At 38.3% G+C, this 17,126-nt stretch carries 19 protein-coding genes; 11 read left to right on the top strand and 8 right to left on the bottom strand.

The annotated features are described in order from the left end of the window. Positions 1 to 72: 72 nt before the first annotated feature. The 5 genes from J2T03_RS05400 to J2T03_RS05380 all read left to right on the top strand — a co-directional run bounded on the left by J2T03_RS05400 (position 73) and on the right by J2T03_RS05380 (position 7,063). Positions 73 to 861 carry an SDR family oxidoreductase gene (locus J2T03_RS05400; RefSeq protein ID WP_307209912.1) on the top strand — a complete coding sequence of 263 codons (789 nt, stop codon included), beginning with the start codon at positions 73 to 75 and terminating at the stop codon, positions 859 to 861. 135 nt (positions 862 to 996) lie between these two features. Beyond that, positions 997 to 1,854, top strand: coding sequence for a DUF4240 domain-containing protein (locus J2T03_RS05395; protein WP_307209910.1), 858 nt, complete (start codon positions 997 to 999; stop codon positions 1,852 to 1,854). Between the two features lie 36 nt (positions 1,855 to 1,890). Then, positions 1,891 to 2,436 carry a helix-turn-helix domain-containing protein gene (locus tag J2T03_RS05390; RefSeq protein WP_307209908.1) on the top strand — a complete coding sequence of 182 codons (546 nt, stop codon included), beginning with the start codon at positions 1,891 to 1,893 and terminating at the stop codon, positions 2,434 to 2,436. 89 nt (positions 2,437 to 2,525) lie between these two features. Then, positions 2,526 to 3,464: a hypothetical protein gene (locus J2T03_RS05385; RefSeq protein ID WP_307209906.1), complete on the top strand. Its 939-nt coding sequence runs from the start codon at positions 2,526 to 2,528 to the stop codon at positions 3,462 to 3,464. A gap of 113 nt (positions 3,465 to 3,577) precedes the next feature. Then, positions 3,578 to 7,063 (top strand): glycosyltransferase family 117 protein, encoded by a 3,486-nt coding sequence (locus J2T03_RS05380; protein WP_307209904.1) that lies wholly within the window; start codon positions 3,578 to 3,580, stop codon positions 7,061 to 7,063. A 68-nt stretch (positions 7,064 to 7,131) separates the two neighbouring features. Here J2T03_RS05380 and J2T03_RS05375 read toward each other — a convergent pair whose 3' ends face one another. Further along, positions 7,132 to 7,509, bottom strand: coding sequence for a VOC family protein (locus J2T03_RS05375; protein WP_306841890.1), 378 nt, complete (start codon positions 7,507 to 7,509; stop codon positions 7,132 to 7,134). A 223-nt stretch (positions 7,510 to 7,732) separates the two neighbouring features. Here J2T03_RS05375 and J2T03_RS05370 point away from each other — a divergent pair, with 223 nt between their 5' ends. The 4 genes from J2T03_RS05370 to J2T03_RS05355 all read left to right on the top strand — a co-directional run bounded on the left by J2T03_RS05370 (position 7,733) and on the right by J2T03_RS05355 (position 10,681). Beyond that, entirely contained in the window at positions 7,733 to 8,500 is a 768-nt protein-coding gene (locus tag J2T03_RS05370) for a hypothetical protein (protein ID WP_307209903.1), read from the top strand. 98 nt (positions 8,501 to 8,598) lie between these two features. Further along, positions 8,599 to 8,961, top strand: coding sequence for a hypothetical protein (locus J2T03_RS05365; protein ID WP_306841894.1), 363 nt, complete (start codon positions 8,599 to 8,601; stop codon positions 8,959 to 8,961). Positions 8,962 to 9,076: 115 nt separating this feature from the next. Next, entirely contained in the window at positions 9,077 to 9,661 is a 585-nt protein-coding gene (locus tag J2T03_RS05360) for a Crp/Fnr family transcriptional regulator (protein ID WP_307209901.1), read from the top strand. Between the two features lie 63 nt (positions 9,662 to 9,724). Then, complete coding sequence (locus J2T03_RS05355) at positions 9,725 to 10,681, top strand: ketopantoate reductase family protein (RefSeq protein WP_307209900.1); 957 nt, start codon at positions 9,725 to 9,727, stop codon at positions 10,679 to 10,681. A gap of 70 nt (positions 10,682 to 10,751) precedes the next feature. Here the strand turns inward: J2T03_RS05355 and J2T03_RS05350 are convergent, their stop codons facing one another. The 5 genes from J2T03_RS05350 to J2T03_RS05330 all read right to left on the bottom strand — a co-directional run bounded on the left by J2T03_RS05350 (position 10,752) and on the right by J2T03_RS05330 (position 13,319). Further along, positions 10,752 to 11,099 (bottom strand): 4Fe-4S dicluster domain-containing protein, encoded by a 348-nt coding sequence (locus tag J2T03_RS05350; RefSeq protein ID WP_306841900.1) that lies wholly within the window; start codon positions 11,097 to 11,099, stop codon positions 10,752 to 10,754. Positions 11,100 to 11,245: 146 nt separating this feature from the next. Continuing rightward, complete coding sequence (locus J2T03_RS05345; RefSeq protein WP_307209898.1) at positions 11,246 to 11,569, bottom strand: 2Fe-2S iron-sulfur cluster-binding protein; 324 nt, start codon at positions 11,567 to 11,569, stop codon at positions 11,246 to 11,248. A gap of 31 nt (positions 11,570 to 11,600) precedes the next feature. Beyond that, entirely contained in the window at positions 11,601 to 12,155 is a 555-nt protein-coding gene (locus J2T03_RS05340; protein WP_307209896.1) for an NADPH-dependent FMN reductase, read from the bottom strand. Positions 12,156 to 12,161: 6 nt separating this feature from the next. Then, positions 12,162 to 12,662, bottom strand: coding sequence for a DUF2480 family protein (locus tag J2T03_RS05335; protein WP_307209894.1), 501 nt, complete (start codon positions 12,660 to 12,662; stop codon positions 12,162 to 12,164). A 30-nt stretch (positions 12,663 to 12,692) separates the two neighbouring features. Beyond that, on the bottom strand, positions 12,693 to 13,319 hold the full coding sequence (locus J2T03_RS05330; RefSeq protein ID WP_306841905.1) for a superoxide dismutase: 627 nt from the start codon (positions 13,317 to 13,319) through the stop codon (positions 12,693 to 12,695). 191 nt (positions 13,320 to 13,510) lie between these two features. On the opposite strand from J2T03_RS05330, the gene J2T03_RS05325 reads away from it, so the two are divergent. Then, positions 13,511 to 14,131: a helix-turn-helix transcriptional regulator gene (locus tag J2T03_RS05325; protein WP_307209892.1), complete on the top strand. Its 621-nt coding sequence runs from the start codon at positions 13,511 to 13,513 to the stop codon at positions 14,129 to 14,131. Positions 14,132 to 14,258: 127 nt separating this feature from the next. Here J2T03_RS05325 and J2T03_RS05320 read toward each other — a convergent pair whose 3' ends face one another. Both J2T03_RS05320 and J2T03_RS05315 read right to left on the bottom strand, forming a co-directional pair. Further along, positions 14,259 to 14,645: a hypothetical protein gene (locus J2T03_RS05320; RefSeq protein ID WP_307209890.1), complete on the bottom strand. Its 387-nt coding sequence runs from the start codon at positions 14,643 to 14,645 to the stop codon at positions 14,259 to 14,261. 45 nt (positions 14,646 to 14,690) lie between these two features. Then, a complete protein-coding gene (locus J2T03_RS05315; protein ID WP_307209889.1) occupies positions 14,691 to 16,073 on the bottom strand; it encodes an MFS transporter in 1,383 nt (460 codons plus the stop codon). 75 nt (positions 16,074 to 16,148) lie between these two features. On the opposite strand from J2T03_RS05315, the gene J2T03_RS05310 reads away from it, so the two are divergent. Next, positions 16,149 to 17,012 (top strand): AraC family transcriptional regulator, encoded by an 864-nt coding sequence (locus tag J2T03_RS05310; protein ID WP_307209887.1) that lies wholly within the window; start codon positions 16,149 to 16,151, stop codon positions 17,010 to 17,012. The last annotated feature ends 114 nt before the right edge of the window (positions 17,013 to 17,126 follow it).

Here is a 17,126-nt window from a genome sequence, read left to right as displayed (position 1 = left end):
GCTTTAGTGGCTCAGGATGTCAAGCTTTTTTGCTACATTTATATACCCATAATCCTCAATAATGAACCACTTATGAATATTGAACTTTTTTCAAAAAATGCTTTGGTAGGTGCAGCTACCCAGGGAATAGGCGCAGGAATAGCATTGGAGCTGGCCAGATGTGGTGCTAATGTAACTGTGATGGCCCGCAATGAAGCAAAGCTTAAAAAGATGGTGTCTTCATTACCTGTAATCAATTCCGGTCAGAAGCATCAGTATCTGGTGGCCGATTTTTCCAATTTTGAAGAGTACAGAACCATTATTTCCGAATATTTCAGGAACCATTCTATAGATATTCTCGTTAACAATACCAATGGTCCGGAACCGGGAATGGCACTGGATAAGAATGTTGATGATTACCAGAAAGCATTTGACCTGCTTTTTAAAACGGTTTGTGAAACAACCTTACTGGCTTTGCCGCATATGATAAAACAGAAAAACGGACGGATCATCAATGTTTCTTCACTGTCTGTAAAAGAGCCGATCAATAATTTATCCCTTTCTAATTCTATCCGTTCAGCGGTGATTGCCTGGGCAAAGACATTATCCAATGAAGTGGCACAGCATCAGATTACAGTCAACAATATTCTGACAGGATATTTTGATACGGAACGTATTCAGAACCTGATCAGCCACGAGTCACAGCAGACGGGCAAATCCCAAGAGGAAATAAAAAAAGCCAGAGAAAATAAAATCCCGATGAAAAGGCTGGGCAAAACCGAAGAATATGGTCATCTGGCTGCTTTTCTGGCATCAGAATATTCATCTTATCTTACCGGAGCCAGTATTCCTTTGGATGGAGGGCTGAACAATACCTATTAATTCTAAGGAAGATATTCAGATGAATAATTTACTAAAACTCACTGAAAACGTTTATCATTAGGGCATCCTGCTTTTAAATTTCATGGGTTTTTTGTAGTTTCACTTCTTTTAACAAAAATACCACCACAATTTCTTATGAAAAGGAACTTTATCAACCAAAAAGAGTTATCCGACAAATTTTGGAATATCGACTATTCCGGAAAAATACAGAAAATATCTTTTGGAAAAACCGGAACCAAGGGCCGGGAAACGGTTAAAGAATATGCAGACGGAAAAGAGTGCACCCAGGAGTCTGAAAAGCTGATTGCTCAGAAAATCAAAAAAGGCTATACGGAAATTCAGGAAAATGATGAAATTCCACAAAAAGCAGAACTTTCGGATAATGAAAAAGCTGATATTTATTTTTGGGAAGCCATTGAAAAATCCAATAAATATAAAAAAGCCCACTGGAGTGAATATGACATTGATGAGCATATTGAAAGTCTGACCGATTATTTATCCAAATTTGGAAAGGACAGAATGATACTTTTCGAAAAAACGCTTCAGGAAAAACTGAGTGAGCTTTATACCGCTGAAATTGCTGAGCTTTCCATTATCCTTGAATGTGATTTTAAGAATGAAAATGGAACATATGTATTTGATGGTTATCTTTCCGATGACGGATTTATCTATTTCAGATGTTGGCTGCTGTTGAAGGGGAAAGAATTTTTTGAAGAGATAAAGGCGGACATTCAGTCGTTCGTAAGTGGAAAATACAGTTTTAATATCGGAGACTGCTGGGCGGAAGGTCTGCTGTATGTAGCTGATGAAGCATATGCCCAAAATCACGACGATGAAGAATCCATCATAAAAGATACCGTATACGAATTATATCCTGAAAACGATTACGACAGCATGGAACGCAGTATGAACCGGGAACCGAAGGGAGGAGCGGATTTACAGCAAATGTATCCAAAGCTGGTAAAAGAAATCGGCGAGCTAAGAAGCAATTAACTTTAAAGCCTGATAAAGCAATTAATTAATAGCCCAATGAAAAACAAGGTTAAGATTTTGAGAGAAGGGAAGAATATGACCCAGACCGAACTTGCCGAAAAATCCGGCCTTTCATTACGGACGGTTCAGCGTATTGAAGCAGGAACTGTTCCTAAAGGATTTACCCTGAAAGCTATTGCCGGAATTCTGGAAACAGACCCCGAAAACCTGCTCTCTGAAGATGAAGAAGAAAAATCCTCGGTTGACAGAGCGAAATTCATTAATCTTTCTGCCTTGCTGGGGTTTGTCATTCCGTTTGGAGGAGTTATATTCCCTCTGATCTTAACTTATAAAACCAAAGATCCGGTCAATAAAGAACTCGGGAAAAATATAGTAAGCGTTCAGATCATTCTGGTGGCGGTTGTCTCTGTTTTAATGATCATAAGTCCGTTCATCCAAAGATTGTTGTCAGTAAAAATTCCGCTTTTTCTGGTCTTTTTAATTGCTTTTCTCTGTGTCAAACTGTTTGTAATTATCAAAAATGGGATCTGTTTAAATACAAAAAACGATTTATGTATTAAATTGAAAACCAGTTTTTTATAAATGCTGTCGTAAAAATGTCGTAAACTTGTCATATTGTTTTTGCAGGAAAATCAAATGATAATGCTGAATCTTGCAAGAAAAATTGAAGCATGAAAATCTTTAAGAAAATAGCATTATCTATTGCTGTATGTATTGTCCTGTTATTATTCGCAGGTTATTTATATTTTGATAAAAAATTTACCCCGCCGGAAAATAATCTTGCCGTTTCGGGTATTGTACAAAACATAGATATGCGATGGGATTCCGCTGAAGGAAATGCTCATGCGGCAGTTCTTATTCCTGTACAACTCAAAGGTATTGACAGAACATTTTATATGCAGCTGGATTCCGGATCTCCAACGACGCTGTTTTACAAAAAATCGATAGAATCTCTCCGGAAAAAATTTCAGAACCAGCTTCCATCCCATAAACAGGAAAACCAGATTTCAATGCAGTTCAGCATAGGAGCTATGAGTGTAGCGTCTGACAGCTTTGAACTGTTAAATTATGGGAACGCAATAGATTCCGATAATGCCGAGGCAGTTCATATCATTGGAACCATAGGAACAGACCTTTTGGAAAAACGCATTATGATTCTGGATTTTAAAAACACAGTATGCTCGTTCATTGGAAATACAGATGAAAAAGGATTTGAAACCTTTGAATTCAAAAAACGCAAAATATTGTTTCCTTCAGAAGTGGGTAATCAAAAGCTGAAGCTGCTTTATGATTCAGGGACCAGCGGTTACGAGCTCATTACCAACAGGGAAGAATGGGAGAAATACAGAACTGCAAATGGAACGGTCAAAAAAGAAAAAGGAAATTCCTGGGGACACATTTTAACTGTTATTTCTGCACCTGCAGAACAAATAATCAAAATTGGAAACCGCAGCCTTAAGCTTTCGGAGGTCACCTATATAGAAGGAACCTCAAAGATGCAGAACCTTTTAATGAAAACTTCCGGCATGCAGGGAATGATAGGAAATAAGCTTTTCCTGAACCATAAACTGACACTAGACTGTAAAAACAGAAAATTCAGAGTAGAATAATCTTTTGGGTCACTATCTTAATGTTTTCTCTGATTCGAATTCATATTTTTTCCTGATCATGTAATAATTCCCTATCGCGGATTGTCTTACTATGTATTGGAATTACATCATATATGAAAAACTGGTCTTTTAAAAAATGGAACACCGTTTTAGGATGGGTAATTTTCGTCATCGCACTGATTACCTATTTCTCCACCATGGAACATTATCTCAGTTTCTGGGATTGTGGCGAGTACATTTCTTCAGCTGTAAAACTTGAAGTAACGCATGCTCCCGGAGCTGCTTTATTCCAGATTGTGGGTGCTGTGGCAGCCATTTTTGCTTTAGGAAAAGGTGAAAACTATTCTATCGTAATCAATGCAATGTCTGCATTGTTCAGTGCATTGACGATTTTATTTTTATTCTGGACGATTACCCATTTTGTAAGAAGGCTTTTGAACAAAGATTTTGAAGAAATTACAAAACACCAGGAAATTTCCATTCTTTTTGCTGGAGCTGTAGGGGCTTTATGCTTTACTTTTTCAGATACCTTCTGGTTTTCTGCCGTAGAAGGAGAGGTTTATTCCATGGCTTCCATGTTTATAGCCCTTCTTGTGTGGCTGATAACCAAATGGGAAAACGAATATCTGGCAAAAGACAGTGAAAGATGGATCATCCTTATTTTCTTTGTATTGGGACTTTCTGTAGGAGTACACATGATGGGAATGCTTGCAGTACCGGCCGTTTGCCTGGTATATTATGCCAGAAACTACAAATTCACCTGGAAGAATTTTATCTGGGCCAATGTGATCACACTGGGGATCCTGATCATTGTTTTCAAAATTATCTTCCCTTTGATCATGACGATGTTCGGAAGGCTGGAAATATTCTTTGTGAACGGACTTGGGCTTCCTTTCCACTCAGGAACGATAGTAGCCTTTATTCTAATGACAGCAGCTTGTTATTTTATCATTAAATATGCAAGAAGAGCAAAGAAAAATATATATCAGACTGCCGCATTGTCGGTCGTTTTTATGATCATTGGTTTCTCGTGCTGGATGGTTATTCCTATCAGAGCGAATGCCAATCCACCAATGAACCTTAACGATCCTGATACCGCAATCGGTATGCTGGATTATTACAATAGGGAGCAATACGGTGACTGGCCGACTATTTACGGTCAAAACTATACCGCCTTTCTTGATGCAAACGGAATAGAGAAGAATGAAGACGGAAGCTTCAAAACCAAAAAAACCGGCGAGATCTACGAAAAGGATGAAAAAACCGGAACCTACAGAAAAACCGGCGACCGGTTCAATTATACATTCAGTCAGTCTCAGATCAGCTTAATGCCGAGAATGTTTAATGAAGATAAAGATGTGATGGCGAACTACATATCCATGTACGGAGCTCCGGATTTTACCTTCAACTATGCCAATGAAGAGGTGGCAGACAATCCACAGGCCAAGCAGATCTTTGATGAGCTGAGAGTAAAATATGAAGACAAATCCATTACAGCATCAGATTATCTGAAAGTGAAGCCATACAATCTGATCAATGTTCAGAAGCCTTCCCTGGCTCAGAATATGGACTATTTCATTACCTTCCAGAATGGATATTACTTTGTAAGGTATCTGATGTGGAATTTCGTGGGAAGGCAGAACGATCTTGAAGGGAATATGGAAAATACAAAAGGGAACTGGATCTCCGGAATCCCTTTCATCGATAATGCTTTGCTTGGAAACCAGGATAAAATGCCGGCTAAATTCAAGAATGAAAGTACGGTTAAATTCTTCTTTTTACCTTTAATTTTAGGATTGATCGGTTTCTTTTTTCAATTGAACAGAGACTTCGGAAGATTCTATGCACTGCTTTCATTGTTTATTTTAACAAGTGTCGGAATTATTTTCTATACCGGTGTAAAACCTTTTGAACCTAGAGAAAGAGATTATGCGATGGTGGGTTCCTTCTATGCATTTGCGATCTGGATCGGGCTTGGAGCAGGAGCTATTTTATGGTTTATCCAGTCTAAGATAAAATCGAACGGAGCGAATATCGCTTTGGGAGTGGTCTTATTAGGGGTACCTTTTATGATGGGCTTCCAGAACTATAATGTACATGACAGAAGCAAAAAATCAGCGGCGCGCGACTATGCCTATTCATTCCTGAAATCACTGTCTAAAGATGATATTATTTTTATTTACGGAGATAACGACACCTTTCCGGTATGGGCTATCCAGGAAACAGAGCGGTTCCGTGACGATGTAAAAACTGTAAATTTCACCCTGTTGGCGACTCCATGGTATATTGATCAGGTAAAGAGGAAAACATACAATGCAACGAGAATTCCAAGCGAACTGACTCATGAGGACTATAGAGACGGTGTAAACGACCAGATCTATATGATGAAGAAAGAAGACTGGGAAGGAGTTTTCTCTATGCTGAAAGAGCAGGGTGTTCCTGATACAGAGTTTCAGGCATTCAGAAAATACCTTACACAGGATTCGCTGACATTGAAAGAGGCTGTTGATTTTATTAAATTCAAATCTCCTGAAAAGGATGAGCTTCTGAAAATGTATTTCGGAGAAGAAAAATTTGAGAAATATAATATTCTTCCGGTGAACAAATTCATTCTTCCGGTGAACAAAGAAAATGCTTTAAAAGCAGGAATCATCACCCAGGCAGATCTTCCGGATGTTGTGAACCAGATTATGATCACTTATAAAGGAAACACACTTTATAAAAACAACCTGATCATGCTGGATATGCTTGCCAATTTCGACTGGAAACGTCCAATCAACTTCTCATCAGGAGGGATCTACGACAGTGAAAATATCTTTTATCTTGATGAATATCTTCAGTTTGAAGGTTTCAGTTACAAATTAGTTCCTATTCATACAGCTCCTAATGCAGACGGTGATATGGGGAGGGTGGATGTCAATTCCCTTTACAATGTCGTGAAAAACTTCAAATGGGGGAATTTTAAAGACCTGGGTATTCATTATGATGAAGCAGCAACCTCAAACATTATGGGCTACAGAATGACTGCCGGAAGAGCAGCTTCAGCATTGGCATTAAAAGGAGAGAAAGCTAAAGCTCTGGAATTATTGGATCTTGTTTCAAAAGAAATTCCTGCTGAGAAGTTTAATGATCCCAGATCATTGAGCTTTATGGTCACCGGATATATTATTGCAGGACAGGAGAAGAAAGGCCTGCAGCTGGCAGAGCTTCTGAAAAAAGAGATTTTTGAGGAATACGATTACTATCTGAGTCTTTCCCCCAGATTCCAGAGACAGTCAGCCAAGCAGATGAGAGTGAAGCCAATGGAATATTCCCTTGTGGTAGCTGCTGTTACAGATGCTTATAAGAAATTGGGACAGAACGAAAAGGCTTATGCTTATCTGGTGAAATCTATAGAGCCGATCGATAAGAAATTCAATGTTTTCATCAGAGAACTTCAACAGATGGGCAAAGAAAAGGCGATGAAAGAATCTGAAAATGTACAGAAGATCACTCCTTTCTACCAGTATTTATTTGATGTAATGGAACCTTTTGATTCTACCTACTCAAAAGAGAAAGAGGATCAGATTACGAGGGCTATGATCGAAGTAACCCGATAAATGCTTTTGAACAATAGAAAAGTCCGGAACAGCACCGGACTTTTTATTCTCTATATGATTGTTTTTTCTTAATCAATGGGTTCCCATAATTGAATCTTGTTTCCTTCAAGGTCCAGAATATGAAGGAATTTCCCGTAATCATAGGTCTCAATAGTGTCCAGAATCGTAACGTTTTCCTTTTTTAGTTCCTCTGCCAGTGCTTCCAGATTTTCCACTCTGTAATTGATCATGAAATCTTTTTCAGAAGGTTCAAAATATTTTGTGGTTTCCGAAAAAGGAGCCCACTGGGTAAGCCCTTTTTTGGCAGTATCTTCACTGTCGCGCCATTCAAAACTGGTTCCGTAAGGGGTTGTTTCAAGGCCGAGATGAGTTTTATACCAATCGTTCATAGCATTCGGATCTTTCGATTTGAAAAGGATACCTCCAATTCCTGTTACTTTTTTCATGTCTAATTTTTTAGTTGTTAAAATGTTGAGCCTGGCCGGAAAGCTGATTGGTGCTTTTCCATGATTTCAAATATATGTAAAAACTTTTCACCGGAAGATTCTTCTGATTTTAAATTAATTAAGAGGTAACTCATTGATTGAGATATCTAAAAACAATATCTTAGAACGAGAAACAAAATAATAGAGAGAATTTCTTACATTTGAGTTTTAACACATCATTCCTATGAGAAATATAAACGGTGTACTGAATTTTAAATGGTTATTTTTCCTTCCGCTTCTTATGGTGGCCGGATGCTCAAAAGAGGAAAAGAAGCCTGAACCCACTGAAAAGAGTTCTGCCAGCGCTGCGGCAGTCTCAGGATCTGAAAAGGCTGAACCGGGAATTAAAACTAAAAAAGACCCTTCTGACTTTATCCCGGAAGGCTATAAAGTTTTTGAAAAATCCTTCGGAGATTTAAATAAAGATGGAGCAGAGGACTGCATTCTGATCATCAAAAAAGTAGATCCAAGTAACATCATTACGGATGAATCCCGTGGAAAACTTGACCGGAACCGTCGTGGCCTGATCATTCTCTTTAAGAAAAATGATGGCTATGAACTGGCTGCCAAAAATGAAACATGTTTCTCCTCAGAAAACGAAAACGGCGGTGTTTATTATGCACCGGAACTGAGTGTTTATGCTGAAAAGGAAAAATTATATATTCATTATGCTCACGGAAGATATGGTTACTGGACCTACACCTTCAGATACGGACTATCAGATTTTGAACTGATTGGCTATGATGAAAGTTCCAATACCGGCCCGAGGGTAAACAGCACAACCAGTATTAATTTTCTAACCGGAAAGCAACTTGACAAAACAAACGTCAATGAAGGGGCGGAAAGTGACGGCGAAGTATTTGAAGATACCTGGAGAAAAGTAAAAACAACAAAACTGATGACCCTTTCTGAGATCAGAGACTTTGATAAGCTGGAAGTCTCTGATCTTTAGAAAAGCAGAATGGTGTACCAGTTTAATATGTATAGAGAGAAAGGCCGGACAGATACCTATAAAAGTATTATATTGGCCCATTAATAATCAATAATCTCATGAGCTATAATATCCAGCTATTCAGTATTAAAACCAAAGAAAAAGAACAGGCAGCTGATAATGACAGCTTTTTCGATCGTGAAGAAAATCTTGTTCCGTTAACGGAGGAGCAGATCACGAAACTAAAAGAACGCCTTTTAAGATATAAGTATGAACTTGTAAGAGAGGATGATACCGGAATTCATTTCGATCATCCCGACGAAGATTTTGGGATGGCCTTGCTTACTAAAAAAGGACTGTATTTCAATGCAAGCCTGAGCGAAAGTTCTATTTTTGAGGTAGGAATGACTGCTTCTGAATTTACCGATACAGGTGAATTCGCTAAGTACGATCCACAGAACGACGGCTGGGAAGAATTTTAGCTATAGATATATCAGTTGTCAGTATTTAAATTTTATCTTTTGTATAAGCTCTTTATTCAAGACAATTCTCACTGATTTTTTCTAATTTTGGAAGTTGCTGAAAACGCATTGAATCATGATGGACAAATCTTCAATTAATACCTATTTTCATTCCTTATTCGATATTAAAAAAGAGATTGTTGAAAATATTACAGAGACCTTTAACTCCTTCGAGTTAAAAGCAAATGAAGTTTTATTGAATAGAGGTGAAATCAGTACAAAAACATTTTTCCTTGAAAAAGGATATGTCCGTTCTTTTATTCTTAATGAGGATAACGAAGAAATTACAACGAATATTTACGCAGCGCCATGCTTTGTCAATGATTTTCTGTCGTTTTTCAGACAGCAGCCTGCGAAAGAAACCTACCAGACTATTACTGCCTGTTCATTCTGGGAAACAGGTCTGGAAAATGTACAGCATAACTTTCATAATATCCCGGAATTCAGGGAATTCAGCAGGCTTCTTTTTGTTCTTAATTATTACAGCATTCACGACAGGCTGATAGAAATGGCCAGCCAAAAGGCTTCCACACGGTATTTTAATCTGATGAAAAAGCACCCCGATATTTTCAAGTTTGTTCCTCTGAAGATCATTGCGTCCTACCTTGGAATTAAAGACAGCTCATTAAGCCGTATCAGGAGACAACCCAATAAAATATAATTTCTTTTCATTTGTCAAGTGATAGTTCAAAATTTGGGAACCATCTTTGTTAAAAATAAATTTATGAGCAAGAAACATATTGCAGTGCTTGGACTTGGTGGAGTAGGCGGCTATTTCGGATTTAAAATAAACCAGGAAAATGAAGCCTCCAAAAATTATAAAATTAGTTTTGTGGCAAGAGGGGAAACTTACCGGAAAGTAAAAGAAAACGGATTGGTTCTTCTCTCACCCGAACATTCTGTAAACCATACTTTTCCTGATGCTCTTGAGCAGCATATCAGCGATGTAAAAGATCCGGATCTTGTCCTGATCTGTGTAAAAGAATATGATCTTGAAAATATTTGCCGGCAGCTGAAAGAAATTATCAGCAAAGACACGGTATTGCTTCCTATGATGAACGGAGCAGATATATATGAAAGAATAAGAAAAATAATCCCCGGTAATATTATTCTTCCGACCTGTCTGTATGTTGCTTCCCACATCAAAGAAAAAGGGATTGTTGAGCATAAAGGAAAAGCAGGGAAAATGATTGTAGGAAGAGATCCGGAACATTTCTCTGCTGATGTGGATTGGATCGTGGATGTATTGAAAACAAGTAAAATTGACTTTGATTTTAAAGATAATTCAGTAACGGATATATGGACGAAATACATTTTCATTGCCAGTTTTGGCCTGGTAACAGCTAAACATAACTCTTCCATTGGAACGGTATGCAGGGATGAAGGGCAGAGAACTGAAGCTTCAGAAATTATGAAAGAAATAAAAATGATCGCTGACAAAAAAAGAATTGCCCTGGATGAAGATATTATCCAGAAAACATTTGAAAAAGCTGCTACATTTCCTTTCGAAACTCCAACATCTTTACAGCTCGACATCAATTCCGGAAAAGAAAATAATGAACTTGAATTATTGGGAGGCGCCGTTTTGAATTTTGGAAAAGAATTGAGCATACAGACGCCTTTCACACAGAAAATTTATAATGAATTAAAGCCTTGTAAATTGCCGTCAGAGCTTAGCTAAAGGCAATGAGAGAATAAAAGCGGGTTTATTCCCGCTTTTATATTTGTTTCTAATTATCAATTCATTCATCTTAAGAATGGAGGAATTTCTGCCGGCTGAATAAAATATCATCGGTTTCACGGTGTTCAGGATCATCTATACAGCAATCTACCGGGCAGACTGTTTTACATTGTGGTTCCTCATGAAATCCTTTACATTCCGTACATTTTCCGGGAACAATATAATAAACATCATCCGAATAAGCCTGTTGATAAGCCTCCGCATCTGCTTCCGTTCCATCCGGTAAGGTAACTTTACCGGAAAGTTTTGTTTTATCCTGCCATCTCCAGTCAATGGCGCCTTCATAGATTGCTGAATTAGGACATTCAGGTTCGCAGGCACCACAATTGATGCAGTCATCAGTTATTATAATAGCCATATATTATATTTTACAAGATCATTTTAAAAAGGGATTTCTTTCGACTAAAAGCCTGGGAAATCCCTCCGTCTAAACATAACTTAAATGAAAAAAACAATAGGCTGTAAGCATTGACCAGATCAATACTTAGACAGTTTTTTTATGAATTAATTAGGTGCAATTTCTAAAGAAAGTCCATCCATTGCCGCAGTAATCTGTATCTGACAGGCCAGCCTGCTGGACGCAGAAGTCGTAAAAAGTTCAGATAAAAGGGCCTCTTCAATATCTCCTTTTTCAGGAAGTGCTGATGCCTTACTGAGGATGTAGCAGTGGCAGGTGGCACACATTGCCATTCCGCCACACATCGCCTCCATCGGCAGTTCATAAGCTTTACAGATATCTTTAAGGCTGAGTCCCATTTCTAGGGGGCAGATCAGTTGATGGATATTTCCGTCCAGATCCTTCACAGTGATTGTAATTTCTTCCTTCATTATCATTAATCCGTCGTTGATTTACGTGTTATTATATTCTTTTTATCTTTTTTGTTGTTGCAATGCTGATCAGCTTATCAAATTTATCAGAATACAGAGCGGATACCTTAGTTGGATTCTCATGGTCAAATAATGCTGACCTTATAATCGGTACACTGAAAGGAATTGGCCATGCACGCAGGGATTTGGCAACTGTGTCCATCGTATTGATACCTTGCATAGCTTGCAGACCATCTGCCCAGCAAACCAATCCAACCGTTTTATCCGTAAGATAAGGATGATAATGGCTGGCTGTAATTTCAAGCCAGTCCAGGCAGTTTTTCATGACCCCAGGAATACTTCCGTGATAAAGTGGAGCCATCCAGAAATGAACATCTGCCTCTAAAAACAGCTGGGTCATACGTTCCACGGCCAAAGGAATCTTAGTAAGGGTAGTATCAAAAAGTGGAATGCCTGAATCTGCCAATGTAAAGATCTCCGTCTGGAAACCTGATTGTTCCAGCCTTTCCGCAAAATATTGGGAAATACGTCCGGAAGTAGACTCAGATCTTTTTTCTAAAGAACCATTAAATATAAGTGCTTTCATTGTTTTCTAGCTTTTAAAAATTACTTTCGGTAAGCCTATCTCACCATACATCAGACTCTTAACCAAAGGTTTCAGAAGCCCGGCTGCTAATAAATACAGCGATGGATCGTGATCTGCCTTTGCCCTGACAACAACTTTCTGATTTTTATAGGATCTCAGGTCTGCATACATGAGCCGGCGTTTCCAAAGATCCAGCAAAATGGTTTCAGCATCATTTAAATCTGCATAAACGGCATACGGAGATAATTTCTCCATCAGCATCATAAATGCCCATGGCGGGATAATAGCATCCGTAGAGCAGATGATTCCTACAGCTTTCTCGTTGTATACAGAAAAATCTACTGCTGCAATGGATTCTTTAAACTCCTTCTCCTTCACGATCAGCCCCATGAAAAGATGGTCTTTGATGTCCAGTTCCACGATTTCTGTAGTTGGCTTGAAGTCTGAGAGATCAAGAGCTATGATTCCGGAGGCCTCTGCCTTATTGATGAAAATTTTCTGATCCATAATTGATCTTGTAATCAATATTAAAATTAGTTATTTAATTTTTGAAAGAGCTTCTTCATATTTTTTCTCTACAGCTGACCAATTTAAAACAGACCAGAATGAATCAAGATAATCCGCTCTTTTATTCTGGTAAGCTAAATAATAGGCATGTTCCCATACGTCAATCCCAAGAATCGGAAGTCCTCTGTTGGCTGGTTGGATATCCATCATTGGGTTATCCTGATTGGGCGTAGAAGATAGAGCCAGCGAACCATTGAATTTTACGAACAGCCATACCCAGCCTGATCCGAACTGTCCAAGACCTAATTTTTTCATTTCAGCCTTAAGATCTTCAAGGCTGCCAAAAGTAGATTTAATAGCCTCTGCCAGCTTTCCTTCAGGGCTCAATTGAGGCTGTGGAGAGAGGATTTCCCAAAACAATGAGTGGTTAAAATGCCCGCCGCCGTTATTTCTTACTGCAGGGCTGTATTCACTGATCCTTTGTAATATGGAATCCAGGTCGTCAGAGGTTTCTTCCGATGCCTTCAATGCTGCATTCAAGTTATCTACATAAGCCTGATGGTGACGCTGATGATGAATGGTCATTGTTTCTTTATCTATAAATGGTTCCAGTGCATCGTAAGCATAAGGAAGCTGAGGTAGTGTAAATGTGCTCATCGCTTTATTTTTTTAATTAATGTGTTTCAAAGGTAATCATATATTTCAATAAAACAACAATAAGGTTGTTTTATTGAATGTCCGTACTTTACTTTAAACACTTGAATAACATTGATTTAATATCTATAATTAAAGATTATAGAAAATGCCTATATTTGTTGTGAGAAATAAAACAACTTAAATATTGTCAAATGAAAAAACCGGCAGCAGACCGAATCTTGATGTTTTTAAAGATGAGAGGAGAGGCGACATCGCTTTTGATCTCTAAAGAGCTGTCCATAACCAAGGAGGGTGCAAGAAAGCATTTACTGAATCTTGCTGCGGAAGGGCTCATCCGTTCTGTTGCAAAAAGTGAAGGAGTCGGAAGGCCCTCAACCTACTATATTCTTACTGAAAAAGGATTGTCGCAGTTTCCGGATTCCCATGCCGATGTAACTGTACAGATCCTTAGGTCTGTAAAAAATCTTTTGGGAGAAAATGCATTGGATCTGCTGATCAATGACAGAGAAAAGAATACGTACGAACGCTATGAAAAAGCTTTGATAGAGGCAGAATCCTTAGAACATCGGTTGGAAATACTGGTGCAGGTCCGAAGCGAAGAAGGGTATATGGCAGAATGGACAAAAGAAGGCAATGAGTATTTCCTCATAGAAAATCACTGCCCGATATGTGCCGCTGCTACCGAATGTCAAGGATTTTGCCGTGCCGAGCTTTCCAATTTCCGGAACCTGATCGGTAAAGAGTATCAAGTGGAAAGAGTAAACCATATTCTTTCTGGCGGACAGCGGTGTGTGTATAAGATTAGTGAGTGATTTTTAGATAAAAGATAAAAGATTTTGTAGCTAAATTCAATAGGAGCGGGCTTTAGCCCGCTCAAAACAAATATCTCAATCATTTGGCTTTAGCCAAAATCTAAATTAAGAATCCTGTCATAAATAATCAGATCCAATTCTCAATAAGATGAAGCCATAATACTTTTTCCTCCCGGATGATAAAGACCGCTGATGATTTTCTGCGTGTTACTTTAGCTCCGGTTGTCTGGATCTCAATGTACGAAGCCAGTCCATGCCTTTCTGTAGTTTGAACCTCAATATTTTCAATAATGATGCTTCGTTCCGGAAATTTGCCATATGCTTCCGGAAGCCATTCTGAAAATGCAGCTAAAGAGATAGTATCACCGTTGCCGGTGACCATGTTAAAATCTACATCAAATCCGGACATAAGTTTTTTGTAAAGCCCGCTCTGATCTTTTTCTCCACGAAACCATGCTTCAATATCTCTATGAAACTCCTTGATTTCTGTAATGATTTTTTCTGTGTTATTCATAAGCTTAAATGTATAATTGTTGTTGTTAAAACGAATAAAATCTATTCAATATAATTTGCTGTGCTTCAATAGCTTTTTATTAATGAAAACTCCCACGATCTGAACGATTGCAACCATTAAAACAGCCAGAGCAAAAGCTTTCGGGAACCCCAGAAATTCAATTGTACTGAAAAATACAGTTCCGATAATGGTACCACCTGTTACATTCCCGATCTGTATGCTGATACTAATCAATCCTGAAGCCTGCCCTGCCTTTTCTCTGCTTATTAATCCAATAGCTTCACGCATCATCACAGGCATGATAATACCATGGCCCAGTCCGGCCAAAAACAAGCTGATATCCATTCCTATTGAAGGCTTTTCCTGAAGATAAATAAATACTGAAGCCATTGAGAATCCTGAAATCAGGAGTCCCAAGCCCATGTAGATCATCATATGTGAAGAACGTTTTATTCTGGAAATAAGCAATGGCCCAATAAAGAAAGCCAGTCCATAAGGAATAATAGCAAGGCCTGTATCTACAGGGTTCCGGTTCAGAAACTGCTGCAGATAATATGGATAACAGATAAACAGTCCTGATGTGAAATTATAAAAAAAGATAATAAGCAGGCATAAAACAAACGGTTGATTCTGCAAAAGGGTAGGATCTATAAGTACCGGTTTATTTTTACGCATTGACTGGATCTCAAAATTATAAAATAAGATCAGCAGTAAGATTCCTGTTAACAGAATTGCAAAAGTCCACCACGCCCAATGGTATTTCCGTCCGAAAATAATAGGGCATATAAATATTAATAATGAGATGATTAGTAATAATGCACCGGTAACATCAGTTTTCTGTCTCTTTTCTTCCCGGTTATTGTCCATGGTAAAGTGAATACCTATGATACAAAGCAGCGTAACGGGAACATTGACTAAAAATACCGTTTCCCATGAAAATGAAGCCCAGTGAAGGTTAAGAAGAAAACCACCTAACAATTGCCCTGCAACAGAGGCCAGTCCAAAAACAGAGCTGAATATGCTGACTGCTTTAGGCTGCTCGCCGCTGTTGAATAAAACCCTTATAGATGCCAAAACCTGCGGAGCCAGAAAAGAAGCTCCAACTCCCTGAAACATCCGGGAAATAATAAGAAATGTAATGTTAGGAGAAAAAGCACAGGCAAGAGAGGAAAATAAGAAAAGATACAATCCCAGGGTAAATATTTTCTTCCGGCCGTACAGGTCTCCCAAACGTCCTCCAAAAACCACAAGTGCAGCGTAAGTAAGCCCATAAATAGCAACAACCATCTGGAGCTGATAATCGCTGGCATTGAAAGCTTCCTGGATGGACGGCAATGCCATATTGACGATGAAATAGTCCAGAGGCGAAAGAAAAGCTCCTGCAGTAAGATAAGCCAGTGCCTGCCATCGTTTGGGATAGATATTCATAATTTTTTTTGACAAAATTAACCGCTTATTGTACATTTAAAATTGTACTTTTGAAGGAAAAATAAGTACTAAAGCATGAAAATCTTACAGGTTGAACGTATTAATGTAAAGGAAATCAAGCTTTGCGACGGAGGAATAGCTCTCAAAACAAAAGCTTTTCTTTCGCTGATCTATGTTCTGAAGGGTTACGGAACACTCACTTATGACGAACGTACGATTACATTCGGGGAATCGAAGCTTTTTATCATTCCACAACACCAGCTGTACCATTTTGAAAGTACTGATGCCCAATTGATCGTTATAGAATGCCCCATTGAATTCATTGATAAAATAAGACTGGAAGCTGACCGTATAGAAAGCTGCGAGAATCTTTACAAACTGCAATATATCAGTAATAATTACCATGCGAGGGCAGGGTGTGTATTCCGTAATAAGGATGACGAACGTTTTGCTGAAATCCTTATTGTACAAATTGCGCAAGAATATAAGCGTAAAACTGATGACTATCTGATTATCCGTAACTGTATTTCCATCCTGCTGAATCTTATCGCACGGAATATCATTGACAGTGAAACCTCAAATCTGCAGCAAAACAGAACAGCTTTCTCCATCATGAAGATCATCACCTATATTCAGGAGCATGTAAAGGATAAAGAAAAGACCAGGATTCATTCCATAGCAGATCATTTCGGGATTTCAAAGAATTATTTCGGAGAATACTTCAAACAGCATACTGGCATTTCTTACCAGGATTATCTGCTGGATTACCGGTTGAAATTGGTTGAGACCTATTTAAAATACAGCAGTGTCCGGTTAAGCGAAATTGCGTACGAACTTCAGTTCAGTGATGAAAGCCATCTTTCAAAACTTTTCAAGAAGCACAGGAATATGACGCCTAAAGAATACAGAAAGAGTATTTTAAATAAGCCTGATCATTAAAAGTCAGATTATCTTGAAAATTGGTCAGGATCTCTTTTTTAACTTCAAAATTTCTCTTTCCATTTTTTTAATTACCATTCATTTGAAATAATATAAAGTTGACTATATAGTTGA

The organism is Chryseobacterium lathyri, assembly GCF_030812195.1.
Lineage (GTDB): Bacteria > Bacteroidota > Bacteroidia > Flavobacteriales > Weeksellaceae > Chryseobacterium > Chryseobacterium lathyri_A.
This window is presented reverse-complemented; position numbering and strand designations above follow the sequence as displayed.